The sequence below is a fragment of the Candidatus Cloacimonadota bacterium genome (assembly GCA_020532355.1).
GTDB lineage: Bacteria > Cloacimonadota > Cloacimonadia > Cloacimonadales > Cloacimonadaceae > UBA5456.
Genome location: JAJBBD010000099.1, coordinates 15,159 through 34,109, shown reverse-complemented (window position 1 = coordinate 34,109; position 18,951 = coordinate 15,159). Strand labels below are relative to the sequence as shown.

At 42.6% G+C, this 18,951-nt stretch carries 8 protein-coding genes; 5 read left to right on the top strand and 3 right to left on the bottom strand.

Annotated elements, in window-relative coordinates; genetic code table 11:
• Positions 1-268: 268 nt before the first annotated feature.
• Positions 269-6,004 (bottom strand): C25 family cysteine peptidase, encoded by a 5,736-nt coding sequence (locus LHW48_03320; protein ID MCB5259489.1) that lies wholly within the window; start codon positions 6,002-6,004, stop codon positions 269-271.
• A gap of 301 nt (positions 6,005-6,305) precedes the next feature.
• Between LHW48_03320 and LHW48_03315 the strand changes: the two genes are divergently transcribed.
• Positions 6,306-8,975 carry a hypothetical protein gene (locus tag LHW48_03315; GenBank protein ID MCB5259488.1) on the top strand — a complete coding sequence of 890 codons (2,670 nt, stop codon included), beginning with the start codon at positions 6,306-6,308 and terminating at the stop codon, positions 8,973-8,975.
• Here LHW48_03315 and LHW48_03310 read toward each other — a convergent pair whose 3' ends face one another.
• Positions 8,976-9,371, bottom strand: coding sequence for a hypothetical protein (locus LHW48_03310; GenBank protein MCB5259487.1), 396 nt, complete (start codon positions 9,369-9,371; stop codon positions 8,976-8,978).
• Positions 9,372-9,962: 591 nt separating this feature from the next.
• Between LHW48_03310 and LHW48_03305 the strand changes: the two genes are divergently transcribed.
• Genes LHW48_03305 through hcp form a run of 4 tightly spaced genes read left to right on the top strand, consistent with a single transcriptional unit; the run spans position 9,963 to position 13,363 of the window.
• Complete coding sequence (locus tag LHW48_03305) at positions 9,963-10,565, top strand: TetR/AcrR family transcriptional regulator (protein ID MCB5259486.1); 603 nt, start codon at positions 9,963-9,965, stop codon at positions 10,563-10,565.
• Positions 10,546-11,361, top strand: coding sequence for a 4Fe-4S binding protein (locus tag LHW48_03300; GenBank protein ID MCB5259485.1), 816 nt, complete (start codon positions 10,546-10,548; stop codon positions 11,359-11,361). The genes LHW48_03305 and LHW48_03300 overlap by 20 nt, the downstream gene beginning before the upstream one ends.
• Before the next feature lie 11 nt (positions 11,362-11,372).
• Positions 11,373-11,690: a cupin domain-containing protein gene (locus LHW48_03295; GenBank protein ID MCB5259484.1), complete on the top strand. Its 318-nt coding sequence runs from the start codon at positions 11,373-11,375 to the stop codon at positions 11,688-11,690.
• A 26-nt stretch (positions 11,691-11,716) separates the two neighbouring features.
• A complete protein-coding gene (gene hcp / locus LHW48_03290) occupies positions 11,717-13,363 on the top strand; it encodes a hydroxylamine reductase (GenBank protein MCB5259483.1) in 1,647 nt (548 codons plus the stop codon).
• Between the two features lie 75 nt (positions 13,364-13,438).
• Here hcp and LHW48_03285 read toward each other — a convergent pair whose 3' ends face one another.
• A complete protein-coding gene (locus tag LHW48_03285) occupies positions 13,439-18,865 on the bottom strand; it encodes a C25 family cysteine peptidase (protein ID MCB5259482.1) in 5,427 nt (1,808 codons plus the stop codon).
• Positions 18,866-18,951 lie beyond the last annotated feature (86 nt).

The following is an 18,951-nucleotide window of genomic DNA, read 5'->3' as shown; positions in this document are numbered from 1 at the left end:
CAGCTTGAAACCTTATTGTAGATTCTGCATACTTCCGCATTATGAAACGCCAAGCTGGAGTTAACTATCCTAATGCAGAAAGTTATGTTTACTCATAGTCTTTTCGTTTGCCATTCCCTGATGCATAAAACTATGCTTACCTATACTTCATCCCGAGATCCTTATGCAAATAGATGAGAATGTCGGCTTAAAACTATGATAAAGCATGTTTGAAATACTGGGAAAAAAAGGGCGGAGATCAATCCGCCCTTCTATGCTATATTGAGGATTAGTTACGTTTTGTCGGGTTTTCTTTTAGGGCTAACACTTTAAAGAATATTCGATCGCTGTCAATTGGCAGACTTATGTGGCTGTTCACCGTTTGGTGCAGAACACTGAACCCGCTATAGGGATTATCCGATACCAAGATTTGGTAGGCGGCAGCGTTTGGGATTTCGTTCCAGCTCAGAGAGAATTGATTTTCCTGCATAGTAATGGCTACAATCGGTTCGGCAAGTGCGCAGATGATGTCCAGTGGCGCTTCGATGCCCAAGGATTCCCCGATTGAGGGATTTACTTGCAAATCGCTATCGTAGATTTTGCCATCAGCCTGGCTGAAAACCTTGAAGGATACCGATTCGCCGGATTCTGCAAGTTGGATTTGAATGCTTACCATTGTATTGCGGCTCATATACACTAAAGCGGTGCCACGACACTCTTCACCCACGAAAGCACCAACAAGATCGCCAACTTGAGCGGGATTTCCCATCACACTAACCACAGCATGAACCGTGGCAGGGGGATTGGAATAGGTAACAGTAGGCCAAGATGGCAGAGCTGGATTTTGTTGAACCGGGATCACGAAGGGGTCGAGTTCCGCACAGAGCGGTAATTTGGTGATTCTTCCGCTGTTATCCTGAGTATGGATGTAATAGTAGAGGTTTTCTACGGCGGGAATAGAGAGAGGGGTGCTCCAGGTGTTGTAATCAACTGCTATGAGAGGTTTCAGGTTCCAAGGACCCTCGGGAGAGGTACTCCATTTGATAAAGCTGCCGATAGGATCCAGCGGATTAAGGTGGTCAATCTCTACGCTGATAGTGTAATCCGTATAAGCCATCAGATTTTCGGGAGGAGTATGGCGCACGGAGATCATCTGTTCGTCAAAGATGGTATTTACTCTGCAGTGAAGAGCATCGGTGGATGCATAGCTGGCATAAGTATATCCGCTCACCTCAAAGCCGGGCATGGCGTTTTGATAGGCTGATAGGGCGGCAGCATCATTGGCAGTGCCCATTTGGGGAACGTAGATTTTACCATTCATGATGAAGGCATTGGTGTATGGTTCATCGTTGGGAGTGTCCACTCGGAAGATGCGATATGGGGTTCCGTATGAACTGGTTTTTGCCTGCCATTGCGATACAGATGCTTCTATCGCCGTAAACTGAGTATGTCCGGAAGGGACACGTCTTATCATAACTTTATCTACATCCAATAGCTTTGCCCAACAATCGATGTGGTCGATATAGGTGCTGGTAGGATCTGTATAAATCTGGTATTCAGAAATTCCCAGATAGTCGCTGAAGCGTTGATTGATCTGATTCTGGCTAAGGCTGCTGTTTTCGGAAAGAACCAGCTCTGTACTCATGGCTTTACCCATGCCATCGGTCATGATGTTACCGCCGGTATGAGTTATATCCAAATCGTAAAGATTAGTTTCAAGATAGTTAGCTATTACTGTAGGGATGGCGTTATCGTTGGGTCGGGGACGGTTGTAATTGAAATCCACCAGGTGCATTTCGCCTTCGTCATCGAAGATGGTCCATGGCCCATAATCTCGCACCCAATAGGAATCGCTGGGTGCGTTTATATAATGAACATTCGTCATATTTACACCATTACTTTGCAGAGCACTATTGGCAGAACTTTGGGAGGTGCTGGCAACGATTACGTAGAGTAAGGCATCTTCAGAAAGATCTGCCAGCAGGCTGTAAGGCTGGCCAAAAGGATAGCGCACCACGGCACCTTGAGCAGGTTCCCATTCTGCTACAAAGCGAGGTACGACGGGTAGTGGGTTCACGGGGATTTCCACAGTGAGGCTGAGCGGAACTGACAGAGTGGGGTTGTTTGTGGCGTTGGAATCGATGGTGAAACTGCTGGTGTAGGTACCCTCATCCAAGCCTTCAGAATTCAGGGTAATGGTGATTAGGGTATCTTCACCGGGAGCGATGACGCCGCTATGAGTGTTTATGCTAAACCAGTCATCCGGCTGAGGATTTCCGTTTTGAGCGAATACCAAAGTGCCCGATACGCTATGTGGATCATCACCGTAATCATCTCCGTTGATGATCCAGGGGAGGTTCAGGTCGCCGGAGGTAGTACTGTTGATTGTGACATTAACAGTTGCAGTGGCAGTCTCATCTGGGTAGATTCCGCCATAATTGCTGGAGTCTGAGTAATGCCAGTTTATCGTTACTCCGGTTCCGTTCTGCAGGTTTGCCGTCAAAGGATATTGCCCCCCGCTGAAACTGGTCACGCTGTTTACGGTAACAGAGGCAGGGAAGGCGATATCGATGTCTCTGACCCATTCGTTATCCGGGCTGTTATTTGTTACCGTAAAAGTCCAGCTGGATGTAGTGCCGGGAGCGTATGAACTCACATTGCTACTTAGAGTGGATCCGGTCATTGCTCTTGTTGCAGCGTTTCGTTCGGGAATGCTCCAAATCAGATCTGCGGATCCTGTGTTACTGATGGTTATATTGTGGGCAACGCTGTTTCCGTAGATCACGGTTTCCGAGATTGAGACAGGGTTTACTGAGATCTGGGCTTGGTCTACTTGCGTTGAGTAGAAAACGAGTTTCAGGTTCGGGCGTGTGTTTGAGGTTGATCCGTTGCTGAAAACGTTAGTTTGGTCATAAGAGTCGTTTCTGGTAAAGCGGTAACCATCCGTCACGGTTGTACATTCCACGGTTCCAGATTGGTGGTAATCTGTCAACAAGCCGAATGCAGTATCAATAAGGATGTTGTCAGTTCCGTTCCAAATGAAAGGAGTGGAAAGAGAGTACAGGTTCCATCCAATCTGGGTGGGCAGGTAACTGGGATTTGAGTAATAGGTTACAAGGTTAGAGGCATCAATCCAGTTGGCAGCATTTGTGGCGGATGTGTGTTTCATGCGTACAACGAAATTGGGCATCGCATTGGCGGGAAGGCCGGTGATGTTGAAGCCCAGTTGCGAGATTTCCACGGGACCGTAAATGCCGGCGGTGTTCAATTCGGCAGCAGTATAGACGGATTGTCCATGTAAGCTTTTGTACCAGATGTTGATGGGGGAAGCACTATTTGTGCTGGTTGAAGAGCTACCATCGCCTATGATCACTTCTGGGGGAGTGCCTACTTGGATAGCCAGGTTCTCTGCAACCGAGTATGCTCCGGCACTTGCGCTAAAGCTCAAATTGGCTAAGGTTCCCTGAGGAACAGATGTTGCGGTTGTGATACTGAAGTTTGCGAGGGCGCTTCCACCGGCGGCAATGGCGGGAAAACTCACATTACCGGAGTTGATCGTAATTTCTGGTGTGTTGCTACTTAAAGAGGCTGTTCCGGAAGGGCTTGCGGCAGTGCCGTTGTTTAGAACAGGGATGCTCAGACTAACCGTTTCTCCAGGATCCAGCATACCATTGTTGTTTCCGGTGGGATCGGAGATCGAATATGTACCAAAGTTTAATGCCGGAGCATTGATCTCAAGCGTAAACTGATGATTCCAGGTGCTGGCTCCGCTCTGCATCATGATGTTGAACTCCGCGATAGTACCATCAGGGATGTTGTTTGCGATACTGAACGAAAAGGCGTTGTTGCGTAAAATAGTGGCACCAGCTGCCAAGTTTCCCAAAGCTTCACTGGCATCAGTGAGAATAATACCCGGAGTTTCGGCAGATAGCGTAGAAACAAGGTTGGAAACGCTAGCAGTTCCAGTGTTTTTGAAAGTCACGTTTAAATTAGCATTATCACCATATTCTGGGATTTGGTTGTTGGCATCGGCATATTGCGTATTCTCTACGTTCATAAAAGGTCCGCTGGCGGAAGTTTGTTGCACGATTCCAACGTAAGTAACGCGGTTGTATGCAGTAACGGTTAATGTAAAATCCATTGCTTGCGCCGGTAATCCGCCAAGAGGTAAACTGATGCTGCCGCTGCTGTTGGCAAAGCCGCGGGCATAGATCTGGTTGTTGCAGGTAAGTGAAGCAAGAGCGTTCGGAGCGGCGTTTGTAATACTCAATGAAGCGCTGCCCATAGGTATTTGATCGGGATGGCTTGGATTCATTGCGATCGGAGTTTTACTGCGTACCATTAGTGAGGCATCGCCAAAGATGTGCCAGGTTTTGAACATATTCACACCATCTGAGCTGGCTGTATTGCCATAAACATCCATCATCTTGCAAGATCCGCTATAATAGTAACCTCCGGCGGTACTTTTTGCTTCTGCAATCCAGAGATCAGTTACTTCATCTTGAGCCCGCATGGGGGAATTCCAGCTTTGGTTGATTGTGCTGGCGTAAATAGTGATTGCGCCTCCATTTGGGCTGCGCATCCAGCCCTCTGCAAAACAAGTATTGGATACAAAGTTTCCATTAATACAGGCAACGTCAACTATGAATGGTGTTTTACTGCCATTACTAAGGTTCATGGCATTTGTTACGCTGAAGCCGGTTGTACCCCATGCTGTAGTTGAACCATGACCAACATAATTCAGAAAGCCACGACCTGCATTAATATTTGTGCTAACTGTAGAAGCAGAGGCACCAGGATCATAGATCTGATCAACAGAAGTGTATCCATAATTGAGAAGTTTGGTGCGGATATTATTCATGTGCTGGATGTCAGATTCACCATTGTCGCCTTGTGAGCCTCCTCCTTGATCTGAGGCTATCCCCGTTGCTCGTGTAAGCCATGTATCAGTAGTGGCGGCATCTCGCTCATAAGTGATTGAGCGATTAAGTTGAATGCTGAGCTGGCTGGTGTTTTCAGCTGAAAACCTTCCAATAAAGATATCAGGATAGAAATCGCTTCCTGCTACTAAGGAGAATGTAGGATCGCTACCCCCGCCTTGGTACGATATAGTGGGAATTTGAGGTGCATCGCCCACTATTTGCACATATGTGAGGCTGTTATCCTGATTGTAGCGGGTTTGGATGTAGTTTTGCAATTGTGATGCTGTGCTGCCAATGGTAGACCATTCCACAAGTTCGGTTTCCACACCCTTCTGGCGTTTCCAATTCACCCAGGGTTCGATTGCGCTTAAAAAGTTTGAATGGCAAATCACTAACAGCTTCCCATAGCTATCATCCACAGGTGTATAACGGTAGTTATTCCAGTTCACAAAATGGTTTTGATAGATCCCGCTAAAGGTGCGGGAGATGATGGAGCGAGTTTGTTGTAAAACATTTATAGAATCAGTACCTTCCTGGTAAACTCTGATCTTGTAAGAATGATAAACTCTGAGAGTTTTAGTGGCAGGATTGTAGGCAAAGGGAGTGGTAATAACAGTTATTCCCCTAAAATCACGCATGATATAGGGTTCCGAAAGCTTGGCTATATTTGCCGGGTAGAAATCACTTTTTGTATAGAAATCACTAAAAGTATAGGGCACGCTTTTGGGATCGATATTGCGAGTGATGACGCCTTTGGATGGGGCAATCGCAAACCTCATATCGGTGTATTCCACGTCAAATATTTCCAGTTTCATCTGCGCACTATTATCAATAATGATGCTTCGGTTGAAGACTGGCAATTCTGGCAAGCCTTTTTCTTGGGTTACGCCTTCGCCGGGCAGAGAGATATGAAACCAGTTCTCACCATTGATAGTTGTCTCTTTGGTGTCGAACTTGCTGACTGTGTATTGTAAAATTGTTTCTGAGGGGGAAGAGTGAAGAACCTGTAAAACATTTTCCTTTGAATTGAGGTTGATACGTTCTGACCATAGGCTCAATGAAAGCAAAAGCAGAATGATCAGGATAAATAAACGTCGTTCCATAAACGCTCCTTGTACAGTCACCCAACCTTGAAAGCGGGGCGATTGTTTCGTTAAACTTTTAAGTTTATCTCAAAAGTCAGAAGATTCTTGAGTATTGAGGGCGTCAAGCAAAATTTGAATAATTACCATTAAGATATCGGTGTCTCAGAGTAAGTCTGCTACTGTCAGCAGTCGGTATCTAAGTGAAGCATCATGTTACCTAACGATTTGTTTGCTTCGATCTCACTAGCAATGGGCAGGAATATCTTGACCAATATCACGGATTTGCAACAATGCAAAAAAAACATTAGGAATATCTGAGATGAACAGGACAACTCTGCTTTTTTTGATAATCATGCTTGTGTTGCCAGTCTTCACGCAGGCTGCGATCAAGACCATGTCTACCGATAAGTTCATGGTTTATTATTACGAGGGGATGGAAGATGAGGCCTTGCATGCCCTTCAGGTTTTGGAGTACTACCGCCCTCAATTGGAAAAACTTACAGGCAATACATATCCTCAGGCGGCGATTGTACTTGAAGATATGGGAAACTTGGTAAATGGTTTCGCAAATCCGGTGGGGAATGTGATCGGAGTGTACATGTATCCACCTACAGATGATGAGTTATCAGTTGGTCTAGACTGGTTTCAAACAGTAGCCCCGCATGAATACATCCATCAGTTACAATTAAGCCATGAAGCGGGAGTACCAGCACTTCTGCGAACGATTTTTGGGAATCTGCTTTACGTGCAAATGCACCAACCCATGTGGATGACAGAAGGTATCACTGTATATGGAGAATCTCAGCTTTCGGCAAATACCGGAAGAATGAATGGAGCATATTACTCTGCGATAATCTCGGCCCTAGCCCGTGAAGATAAGCTTCCCTCACCCACGAAGGCTTCATACTATTCCTCAGATACACCGCTTGCCCATTATTATGTTTTTGGAGGAAGCTTCCATAAGTATCTAGCGGCAAAATATGGCGAAGATAAATTCCGTATGCTTTATATGGACAATTCATCTCGCATTACAGCATATTCTAATGGAGTAAGCCCAGCCTTAGCATTAGATCCAGCATTCTTAAATACGTATGGAATGTCGCTTAGCAGTTTGTGGAGCGATTGGCAGCATGCCCAAAAGAACAATTTGAATGATATCATACGTGAACAAATTACTGAAGATGGATGGAATAAGGATAATCTGCAACATCATAATAACGCACTGTATTACACTCAGCTTATAAGCGATAAAACAGGACCCGGAAGATTCTTTTCTTCTTCTAGAATTATGCGGTTGGATTTAGCCAATCCCAGTGCAAAAGCTGAAACTGTTATAGATCAGGCAAGCGACTTTCCGGCGGGTTACCATTTTGCAGGCAATAGATTGTATTATTCTCGCAAGGAATATAGACGTGGATTTGCCAACAAATCTAATGATGGCTTTGGCTCCATAACTCAGATTCTGATGCATAAGAACTCTGCCAATACTATTATCTATGAAGGACAAGTGCGAGCCTTTCTGCCCCTTATAGGGGGGAGCATTCTTATTTCGGAAGATCTACCTCTATATAGGGGTTCTGTTTTGTTTGAGTACGACCCTGATGCGGGCAGTAAAAGAGTTATTTATGAAGGCGAAGAGCTAATTCACGCTATATGCATGAATCAAGATGAGATATATTTAGGCGCAAAAGCTTATTGGAGTAATAGCAATATTTATAGATTGCAACAAGGAAGCTTGGTTCCCGTTATTGATAGTCCTCACAAAGAAACATTATTATGTGCAAATGATGGCAAATTATTCTTTAATTCTGTAGAAGATGACAAGCTGCTTGCATTTATTTACAATACCCAAAGCAAACAAAGGCAAATCGTACAACATAATGACTATCTAAAAGATCCGGTATTTTCTGGGGCTAGTGAGTTTTACTATTTATCTCCTAATGCCAAAGGTATGGATATCTACAAGGCTCCACTCGTATATGAAGATGTGCCAAAGCAAGATTTGAGACGCGAGCCTATTCTGTTTCCCAAGTCCAAATTCTTTGGCCAAAGTGCTCTAGCGGATGGTACACCCATCCGTCATGGCGATTACAGTCCCAATATTGCTCATATGATAAATCCCCGCATGCTTAGGATCCCTCAGATTTATGGTACTCAAGATTCTCTTGCAGTTGGAGCGGTTCTTGTAGGTGCAGATGCAGTTGGAGATTTTCCTCTATGGCAGATAGCGGCAGTTTACGATACCTACCGCCAAAAAATAATCGGAGATTTCCAGCTTAGTAGTCACGTACTAAACCCGTTAAATCAGGATCTTATGATTAGCTCAGATGAAGATCTCACCATAACTCTGCACAATTCAATCTGTCTACTGCGTAGGCAAAACTATGGAATCACCGAGATAAATACCGGATTGGGATTGCAAGCCAAGAATAGATTTGAGAGAAATAAGGCGTATCCATTCATAAGTCAGCAGCTTGTTTGGAAGTATGGACAGGCTGGAGTGCGAAATACGCTCTATTGGGAATCTTCCGGATTGAACTTGTCGAATCGAGATAGATTGGGATGGCAGGGACAGCTTGTAGTACGTCAGAAATGTTTGCTAAACTCTGAACTTAATAGCACCTTAAACATTGCTTACGACCCTGATGCAGATTTTGATGAAGTGTTTTATCCTATCAGAGGATACGACAAAGAGTTGTATGCAAATAAAGGCATTACATTGAGGAATACTTTGTATAAGCCCTTACTAAAGATTAGACAGGGGACATGGAATCCTCAAATCTATCTTGAGGATATCAATCTTGGTTTCTTTTACGATATGGCGATGCCGCAAACCAAAGCTGCTTACATAAAACAGTATTCTTACGGCATAGAATTGATTGCTGAAATCGGATTAGCTTTTATGGACTTTACCAATGTAGGCGTACGCTACAGTACAAACAAAGAATCGGAAAGAACCCTAAGTTTGATAATGGATATTGGCTTGTAATTATCGCAATTGGCCAGAAATATGCAAATATAGTATCAGAAATCCCGCTGTTCCGATAGAGATAATGAGGATACTCATAAATAAAACGTAATTGGGGATAAAGCTAAATATTGGCGGAGTCTTATCTACCTTTAAGACCGGACCAGATCTTTCTGAGTTGTCCTTTTCTATCAACGGTTCATCGGTGTATGTTGAATAGTGAGTAATATAACTGCTGGTTGTACCAGCCCATGTTTTTTGGTTATTGCCTCCATCCAACTGGATTAGAATCAGTAAAGATACGATTATAAATAAGGCAAATTGTATGCTTGCTTTGAGGCCGATGCACAATGCGTGATCTTCTTTGATATGATATTGCTTTTTTGCAATTACCAAGCCCCTGTGTATTGGTCTCATCTCAATCATCCCTTTTGAACTAATAATTTATACGGGGACATATTATTCTAATATACTTAAAAGTCAAGCATTATCTATATGCAACGTGGAGAGATTTGTTGAAATCATTCAACGCCTATCTCGAGAACGATTGCAAAAAACCTTAAGAGTGTACGGAAAATAATTGCATTAAAGGAATTTATTGGGCGCTTTCCTCAGATTATTATAGTATTACATACCCAGAAGCAGAACATAAATGAGCATTTCCCAGCACGATAGATATAGATTGCTGTAATTAAGCCTATTGTATAAGTTAAGGATTAGGCATGGTATAAGCTGAAGTATTCATGTCGCAAAGGGAGTATCTCGGGATGAACTATTTCTAACTATAAGCTAAAGTGATAGGGGAAATAATGGGGAAGCGGTGAATTTAGATCTATGAAGAGATATTTCTACAGATCGCAACATTATGCTAATAAAGCAATTATGTGTTCTTGGTAAAAGAATAAGAGCAATAATCATGAAAGAGCGCAAAAAAGAACTTGCCAAAAAAGCGGGATTGCTTAAATTGGTAAGTAAGTGCTTACTAACGCATGGCAAAGGATTGATACTATGGATATTACAAAAAGACAAATGGAGATTGTGAAAGCCGCTATTCAAGTGATTGCGCAGCAGGGTTATGAAAAACTGACCACAAAAAAACTTGCTCAAAGTATTGGTGTTACTGATGCAGCGCTTTACCGCCATTTTGAAAGCAAGAAAGAATTAATTCGGATGGTTCTTTGTTATTTTGAGCAGGTCTCTTGTGAAGTAATTCAGCGGATAAATTCATTACAGATTAGCCCCTTAGAAAAAGTTAGTCGTTTTGTATTAGATCGTTATGAGATTTTTGAGAATGATCCCGATCTTGCCATGGTTATGTTTAGTGAAGAGCTGTTTAAAAACGATCCCTCATTCGAAGAGAACTTACTTTCCATCATGCATATACATCGAGATGAGGTGATGGGCTACATCATGCAAGGACAACGAATAGGACAAATAAGAGAAAATCTAAATCCCATGCATCTGTTTAGAATGATTGTTGGTTCTATGCGACTTTTAGTTACGCAGTGGAATATGAGTAGGCATGCATTTGATCTGAAAGCAGAAGGTAAGTCCTTATTAAATACAATAATACAATTAATAGAGGTAAAAAATGAAACGTCAGATTATTAAAATTGACGAAGATAAATGCAATGGTTGTGGATTGTGCATACCGGGTTGTCCTGAAGGGGCATTACAACTAATAGATGGCAAAGCCAGGTTAATCAGCGATCTTTTCTGTGATGGGCTGGGTGCCTGTATTGGAGATTGTCCACAAGGAGCGATACTGGTTGAAGAACGGGAAGCCGAACCTTACAATGAAGCTTATGTGATGGAAAACATCATGAAAGCTGGAGAAAACACGATCAAGGCACACTTGCACCACTTGAAATCTCACGGTGAAATGAAGTATTACGGTCAAGCTTTGGATATTCTTAAAGAAAATGCTTACGATGTTGATGCTTTAACGCGTGAAGAGACAATGGCTTGTGGGTGTAGTGGAACTCAAGCTAAGCAAATAGAGCCTCAAACCACCGAAACCGACAGTACCGGTCAGCTGCAATCGGAATTAGGTCAATGGCCGGTTCAGTTAACCTTAATCAATCCTGCTGCTCAATACTTTGATGATGCCGATTTGCTTATTTCAGCAGATTGTGTCCCATATGCGTACAGAGATTTTCATCAGAGATTTCTTAAGGGTAAGATAGTTATTACTTTTTGCCCTAAATTAGATCAGGATTTGGAGCGATATATCGATAAACTGGCGCAGATATTTACGCTACATAGAATTAAGAGTATAAGCATTGTACGCATGGAGGTTCCATGCTGTGGTGGCACTGAAGTGTTGTTACAAAAAGCTTTGGAGCGTGCAGGCAAGATGCATTTTGTTAAAGTAAACATAATAAGTGTAGATGGCAAGATCATCTAAGGAGAGAAACTATGGAAAGTAGATTTTATCAAGATGTTCCTCCGGTATTAAACGCTATGGGCATGGTAGGTACCAAGATCTATAGTCAACCGGAAGGCGAAATTGTTCATATCGAATTTGAGCCCAAAGCCCATTTGAAGGCTCACAAAACCCCTGTTAACGTAGCTTTTTATGTAATTGAAGGTACGGCAACCGTAACGATTGGAGAAGAAAGCAAAACATTTCCGGCGGGGACGATAATAGATAGCCCTAAAAACATTCCCCATGCCTTAACCAACGAGAGTGATGCTGTAATGCGCATTCTCGTGATAAAAATGCCAAAACCATAATAGAATAAAGGAGAAACAAAATGAGTATGTTCTGTTACCAATGCCAAGAAACTGCCCGTAACACAGGTTGCACAGTACGGGGCGTATGCGGAAAAACCGAAACCCTGGCGAATTTGATGGACCTTCTTATCTACAGTCTTAGAGGTCTTGCTTATGTAGATCACAAACTTATCCAAAACGGCAAGTATTATCCAGAAGATTCCCTTATTGTGATGCAGGGACTTTTTACAACCATAACCAATGCAAACTGGTCTGAAGACGTAATCACTGCTCAGATTGACCAAGCTATCAAATTGCGCGATAAGCGCAAGGATGAGCTCTGTGCCCTCATCGGAGATAAATGTGGTAGCTGTCCAGATGCAGTCACCTTCAAGATCAGCAAAGATCAATATGCAGAATTTGCCCCCAAAGTTGGTGTTTTAAAGACCGAAAATGAAGATGTTCGCAGTCTGCGAGAAACCATTACCATCGGATTGAAGGGCGTTGGAGCTTATGGCGACCATGCTGCTATGTTGGGTTTTCAAGATGAAGAAGTAAATAAATTTATGATGGAAGGTCTTGCGGCCACTATAGACGACAGTCTTACTGCGGATCAGTTGGTTGCTATGGTACTTAAGACTGGTGAACATGCGGTAAAAGTAATGGCAAAATTGGATGAAGCACACACTACAACATACGGCAATCCAGAACCAACACATGTAAATATTGGTGTGGGCAAAAACCCTGGTATTTTGGTTTCCGGGCACGATCTCAAGGATTTTGAGGAGCTTCTTATTCAGACCGAAGGCAAGGGTATTGATATTTATACGCATAGTGAAATGCTTCCGGCAAACTACTATCCAGCGTTCAAAAAATACAAACATTTCCACGGAAACTATGGCTCTTCTTGGTGGCACCAATTGGAAGATTTTGAGAACTTTAATGGTGCAATTTTGATGACCACAAACTGCATAGTGCCTCTGCGCAAAGAAAATACCTATCTAAATAGAATGTTCACAACTGGTATGGCAGGATATCCGGGTGCAGTGCATATTGCCGATCGTAAAGATGGCAAACAAAAAGACTTTGGACCTGTTATAGAAGCTGCTCTCAAATGCCAGCCTCCCAAAGAGATTGAGACTGGTGAGATTATTGGTGGTTTTGCGCATGCCACAGTGCTATCTTTGGCAGATAAGATAGTTGAGGCGGTTAAATCCGGTGCAATTAAACGCTTTGTTGTAATGGCTGGTTGTGATGGGCGAATGCCTTCACGAAAATACTTCACCGAAGTAGCGGAAAAACTTCCCAATAACACTATCATTCTAACCGCCGGATGTGCCAAGTATCGCTATATCAAGATGAATCTGGGTGATATTGGTGGTATTCCCCGCATACTTGATGCCGGACAGTGCAACGATTCGTACTCTTTGGCTGTTATTGCATTGAAACTTAAAGAAGTATTTGGTTTGGATGATGTAAATAAACTTCCGCTCTCTTTCGATCTTGCCTGGTACGAACAGAAAGCGGTAGCTGTATTACTGGCATTGCTTTATTTAGGCTTTAAGAATATCCAAATAGGGCCAACCTTACCAGCTTTCCTTTCTCCGAATGTAGCTAAAGTTATCATTGATACCTTTGGTTTAAAACAAACAACTAATCCGGATGATGATATCGCCGCAATGATGGCTGGATAATCGTTACCTACTCAAAATATAAAAAAGGCAGGAGTTTTGTTCCTGCCTTATTTTTTGTGTACAAATGGGTAAAGATCACTTCATCAGAAGTACCTTATGATTGAAGCTTCCCTCACTTGTACTTAGGCGAATAAGATACATACCGCTACTAACGGATTGATTACGATAATCTGTCCCGTTCCATATTTTCCTATATTCTCCGGTTGCCATGTATTCGTCGAGAAGATCTTTAACTTTCTGACCCTTAAGATTGAACACGCTCAGCTTGGCATGAGTTGCTTTTGCCAAGTTGAAGACTATAGTAGTTTCAGGATTGAAAGGATTGGGATAATTGCCCTGAAGATCAGTTTTTGGCACAACGGGGTTGTTTTCGAGAACATCAGAGCCACCCCAAGAAAACTCTATCAAAGAGCTGGAGATGCTGTTTCCCAGAGCGTATTTGGCAATAACGTAGAATTGGTATTCTCCGGCATTTGTCAATGTTTCAATATAGTGAGGTGAGTCTACTTCAGCTACAAGTTCAAAGTGAGCGGCACCCAACTTGCGAAAGACTTCATAACTAAGAACTGGAAAATCGGGATTTTGGGGAGGATTCCAGCTTACTGTTAAGGTTCCGGTTTGGATACTGTGTCCTATTCCCGTTACTGGTTTGAGGTAGTAAAGAAAGAAATCTTGCAGAATAATTGAGTTTTCGATAGAAGGGTGCAAAACTACAGGCTGAGCTATAGTATATCCAGCGCCACTAACCGTGATTTCTTGCTCTAACATAGGGAGAAATAGTCTATAATTGCCTTCAGAATCTGGAGTAGAACAGATCATATCTGCATTGTGTACAAAGATACTAGAGTATTCGATACTTGGGTCTGAGCTTTCAACCGTACCCTCAATCCTCGCTGCATATGCCAGATAACCTGTGGTGCGCACATCATCGATGAACCAGCCATCTGCCGTACTACCATAGTTTGGTGCGGCAAAGTTGAAGCGAAATTGAACGGTTCTGTTTCCAAAGCTAGCCAAGGGGATTCTTACCAAGCTCCACTCTTCTGAAGTTCCAGTAAATCCGGGAGCAGACAATGCCGATATAGATGAAGAAGTGTATCCTCCTTCAGGGCTTATAACTTGCCAAACGGATCCTCCATTTGTAGATATCTGTACGTTCCCTCCCGCATTGGTCGAGCCAATATCGTATTTGTGCCAAAATTCTAGCATAAAGTTTGCACCTATATACACTGGTTGGGTAGTGAGCTTGTAATTGGCTCCCAAGGCATAATTACTATTCAATCGAGTGCCCCAAACTTTGTTGCCCTCATGGGCTCCAGCGTAGGCAGATTCGCCCCATTCCCAGCCATTATAGCTAGGGCTGGGCTCAAAGTATCCATTATGCTGTTCAAATCCTTCACTCATTCCGGTTGTTCCAACACTGATTACTAATTGTGTAGTACTTACCGGAAGCAGATCTCCCACAGTGCTAACATAACAGGTAATATTGTTGCCTAAAGGGGTTTCAGGAGAGAGACTTAGCGGGAAAACAATCTGTACAGTGGAGTGAGCCGGAATATGATCTATCACAGCGCTGCTGATGCCGAAATTAGCATGTGGAGATACACTCATTATGCTGACGCTAAGATTATGGGCATCCAAATCTGTGATATTACCAAAATTCAATACCAAATCCAAACTTTCACCTGGTTCTACCAAGCCATTTCCATTGCCAGAAGCATCATTCATCATATATGAACTTATCGTTACAGAAGGACGCTTTACCGTAAACCAAGCTGGGTAATTCCATTCTGAATCCCCATTACTTATTCTAAGCATTAGTTCGATAATACTGCCTTCCGGACAGTCCTCGCTGATAGCCACAGTTATCGGAACAAGATTGATGGCTCCGCTGTCTGAAACTATATCGGGATAGTTGCTTGAGTTGTTTACCAATTGAGCAAAAGGATGATTGAGGGAGGCAGTGATGCTTGTTTCAGTAGCGGTACTTAAACCTTGATTGACTAGCTGAATGCCAAGCTCTACTATTTCTCCGGGTTGGGCAATATCGTTGTCTGGCCCGGTTACAAAAAGATCCTGTAAAACGAGGTAAGGACTCTCGTGAAGAACTGGGACAGTAGTAATAATGAGTGCAGAGTTGTTTGTTAACGGGCTGGCTCCGGGGTTGTATTGATTATTATAAGTGTATTCCAAGCCTCTTTTATTTGTATGATCTTTTATTCCGATAGTAGCATAATTCCCATGCGTGGGAGTATAACTGCTTCCACCAACATCCACGTTATTGAAGTCTTTATACTGTATTTTGATTTTACCATCCCCATAGCTTGTAGGATGGAATAAGGGATCGTATAAAATAACTTGGAAGGTTTCAAGTGAGGTACGGTTGTAGCCATTACGCATGTTGTAATATTCGATTACAAAGAATTTGTTCTGGTTATCATAATACTTATAGATACCAGAATCTCCGGATAGAATCAAATCGTCCCAAAAAGCAGCAATCATGGGAGAGGGTCCCATGCCTCCAGGAAGACGACTGTTCCTAAACTCTGAGTCCTCAGTTATACCCAAAGCTATAAAACCATTCGTGCTAACCGTTATTTGTTGGTAGGGAATTCCGTAGAAGGTGAATTCGAAGGGTAAATTTACTACCTCTAAAGTAACACTTCCCACCTGATCTCCTTCATCGCCGCTAGTACCACTATCACTCAAAGTATTCAAGCGTGTACCCACTCCTCCCACTGTAGGATTTATCTCAATCCATTCATAATCTGGACAGTCGTCGTACTGAATATCGTTCATATCGTAGATGAAATACCCATAATCATCAGGGCCCAAAGGAGTATTTGGTGAAACAGTGCCAATAGTAATATTGAAGAAGGCATCTTGTAAGAAGCCGTTATCATTGCTTAGTCTTAGTCTAAATGGTATTTGCATGCCTGGCACAACAATGGATCTGGCAAAGATACTGAAGCCTTCCAAGGTATTAGCAATTGCTGAAGGATAGATTTGACCAATATAGGATGTATCTTCCTCAACGAGAACCAGATCGTTAAGTGAAAATAGTTGCGCGTATATATTATCTACGCCTGCTATGGAGTCATTACGAATGCCCAAAGTTAAGCTTCCGGTTTCGAAGGGGTCTAACGTATTGTCATCTCCGGCTGAAATGTTGATGTTTTCCACTTCCAATCGTGCATTATAGGCTGGGACATGAACCGGGAATTGGTGTTGCATACCGCTGCCGTCGCTAATATTTAGACTAAGACGAATATCATGATATGGTGGAATATTGGGCAAGACATCAAAGAGTATATAGTTTTCGGCACTAGTAGTATTGTTGATATCTAAATCCGGGAAACTAATGCTTTCCGTAATAAGATTAATGAAGGGATCGTCTGAGCTTACATCACCGTTTAGAGCACTAAGAAGAATATCCGATGTATTCTTGACGCTTACCAATAAGGCTATGCGTTCAGTAGCATTAGCAAAGGAATCTGAATTACCAGAAGATCCATGAGAGCCATCTTCTACTATTTGTTTTTCGGCAAACACTAAGCCGCCGGCACCAGGTTCTACATATAGCTGAGCGGGTTTATGATCGTTTTTGGCAGCGGTAAGAACTAAAGTTGCAGTTATTCCATTAGGTATGAACAAACTGACATTACCAGTTTCGTCGCTGAAACCACGTGCCAATATCTGGTTTTGGGATACACTATAGGCCGTAACACTGGCATTGCTAATTGGTCTACCGTTAACATCCGCGACATAAGCATCCAGAATGTTGGTACCCAGAGTAATGGACGTAGGAGCATTAATTTGCATGCTGGAGGGAATGCCGACAAACACTTCCATAGTAGGATCACCCATCAAGTTACACCAATGGGCAAAGTAGTTTGCTTGATTGCTATGCGTAGCGCCATAAACCTCACGAATATAGTGCCTTCCGTTGAGCAAGGCTTCTCCCATGCTACGCATATCATGTGAAAAGATACCGTTAAAGATTGCTGCATTAAGGGTGTTATTGAACATAGTATGAGTTCCGGTAGTAGCCATACCGATGGCTGTTACTGCTCCAGAAGGATTAGCTGAAGTACCCAAACGGATGAAAGATTCTGTTGTTGCGGTTGAGTTATGAAAATCTCCCGTTCCACAGGTGAGAATTACGGCGTGGGGTAATTTCTGTCCATTATTTAGGGAGCTACTTGGATCCCAACCACTCATATTCAACCAACCGCGATAGCTAAAGAAGTTTACACCTTGATTGATTGCAGAATTGATAGTGGTGCTGAACCCACTATTGTAGTTTTCAACAAAGCTATATTCAGGATTTGAGAGTTCTGCTAATTCTTTGATATATTTACTATTATACTCACATGATACTCCCGAATAAGTTGGATCTCCAATCAGCAAGATTCTGTTTAACCATTCTGCGGCAGAGGGATCGTTATTAATATTTTTTTCATAAGAAAAGACTTTTGCTAAAATTGTGCCCAGCTGATCTGCAGTCTCAGCGGAAATACGCCCAATCATTACATCTCCCAAGAGGTCATTACCAGCCAAATGAGTGTAGGGATAATCTCCTTCTCCACCATAACTGGACATGTTTTCGATAAATGTGGGAATCTGAGATGTATCGCCAACTAAGATAATATAATCTGGGCGAGTTAAGGGGTTATCGTATTTGCTTTGAATGTAGTTCTTAATGGCGCTATTTGAAGTGCCAGTAGTTTGAGTACTAACGGCTTCTACTTCATGACCTTTTTGTAGTTTCCATGTTACAAAGCTGTTAAGCAGCATCGTATATGCGGTATTTACATTTTGGGGATAGATAAGTAGTATTTTCCCATAGTTGTTTTCATCATTCAGATTACGATAATCGACAAAGTTTAGTAGATTCGCATCGTATAATCTTCGAAAGGCCGGTGAATAGTTTGAATAAGGAGGTAATTCTTGGATTTCTGGTTCAGTGGTAAACGAGATTTTGATATCGATCTCATCATAAACCGTAAGGGCTTGAGTTTGAGGATTCCATTGTAGGGGGTTAACGTTAAACTGAAGAATGCGGAAATCTCGAAACACTACGATGTTACTATTGCTCACTAAATCTTTGGTCTGTGGAGTTTCATACTTAAGTATGTCGTATTGAGCCAACGCTTTGCTTTCAGAATTCGTAAAAACAGGGATAGGCTTTATATTGGGGATAGTTTTATTACTAATGGGATTTACTTGCAAGGAGTAAGAGCCGGTGGGAGGTAAAATAACACTGCCGCTAAATACTGGCAGATTGGGGTATCCCGGTTCTGGTTCCTCAGCAGAATTCGCCATTTTGATTACGTGAAAGTCTTCGTCTAAGACTTTTTCAGTTTCCAGTTCCAATTGAGGTGCAGTGAATCTCACCGATAGACTTTGAGATTGAGATGAAACAACCGTAAGCGGTGGCATGGCAAGCAGCATTGCCGCAAAACAGCTTGTTACAATAAGCAGGATCAGCTTTTTTTTCATATTTTCAAATACTCCAAACATTAAAAAAGAACCTGTAGCAATGGCAACAGGTCCTTTGTAAAATTATATCCTAATGTAAATAACTA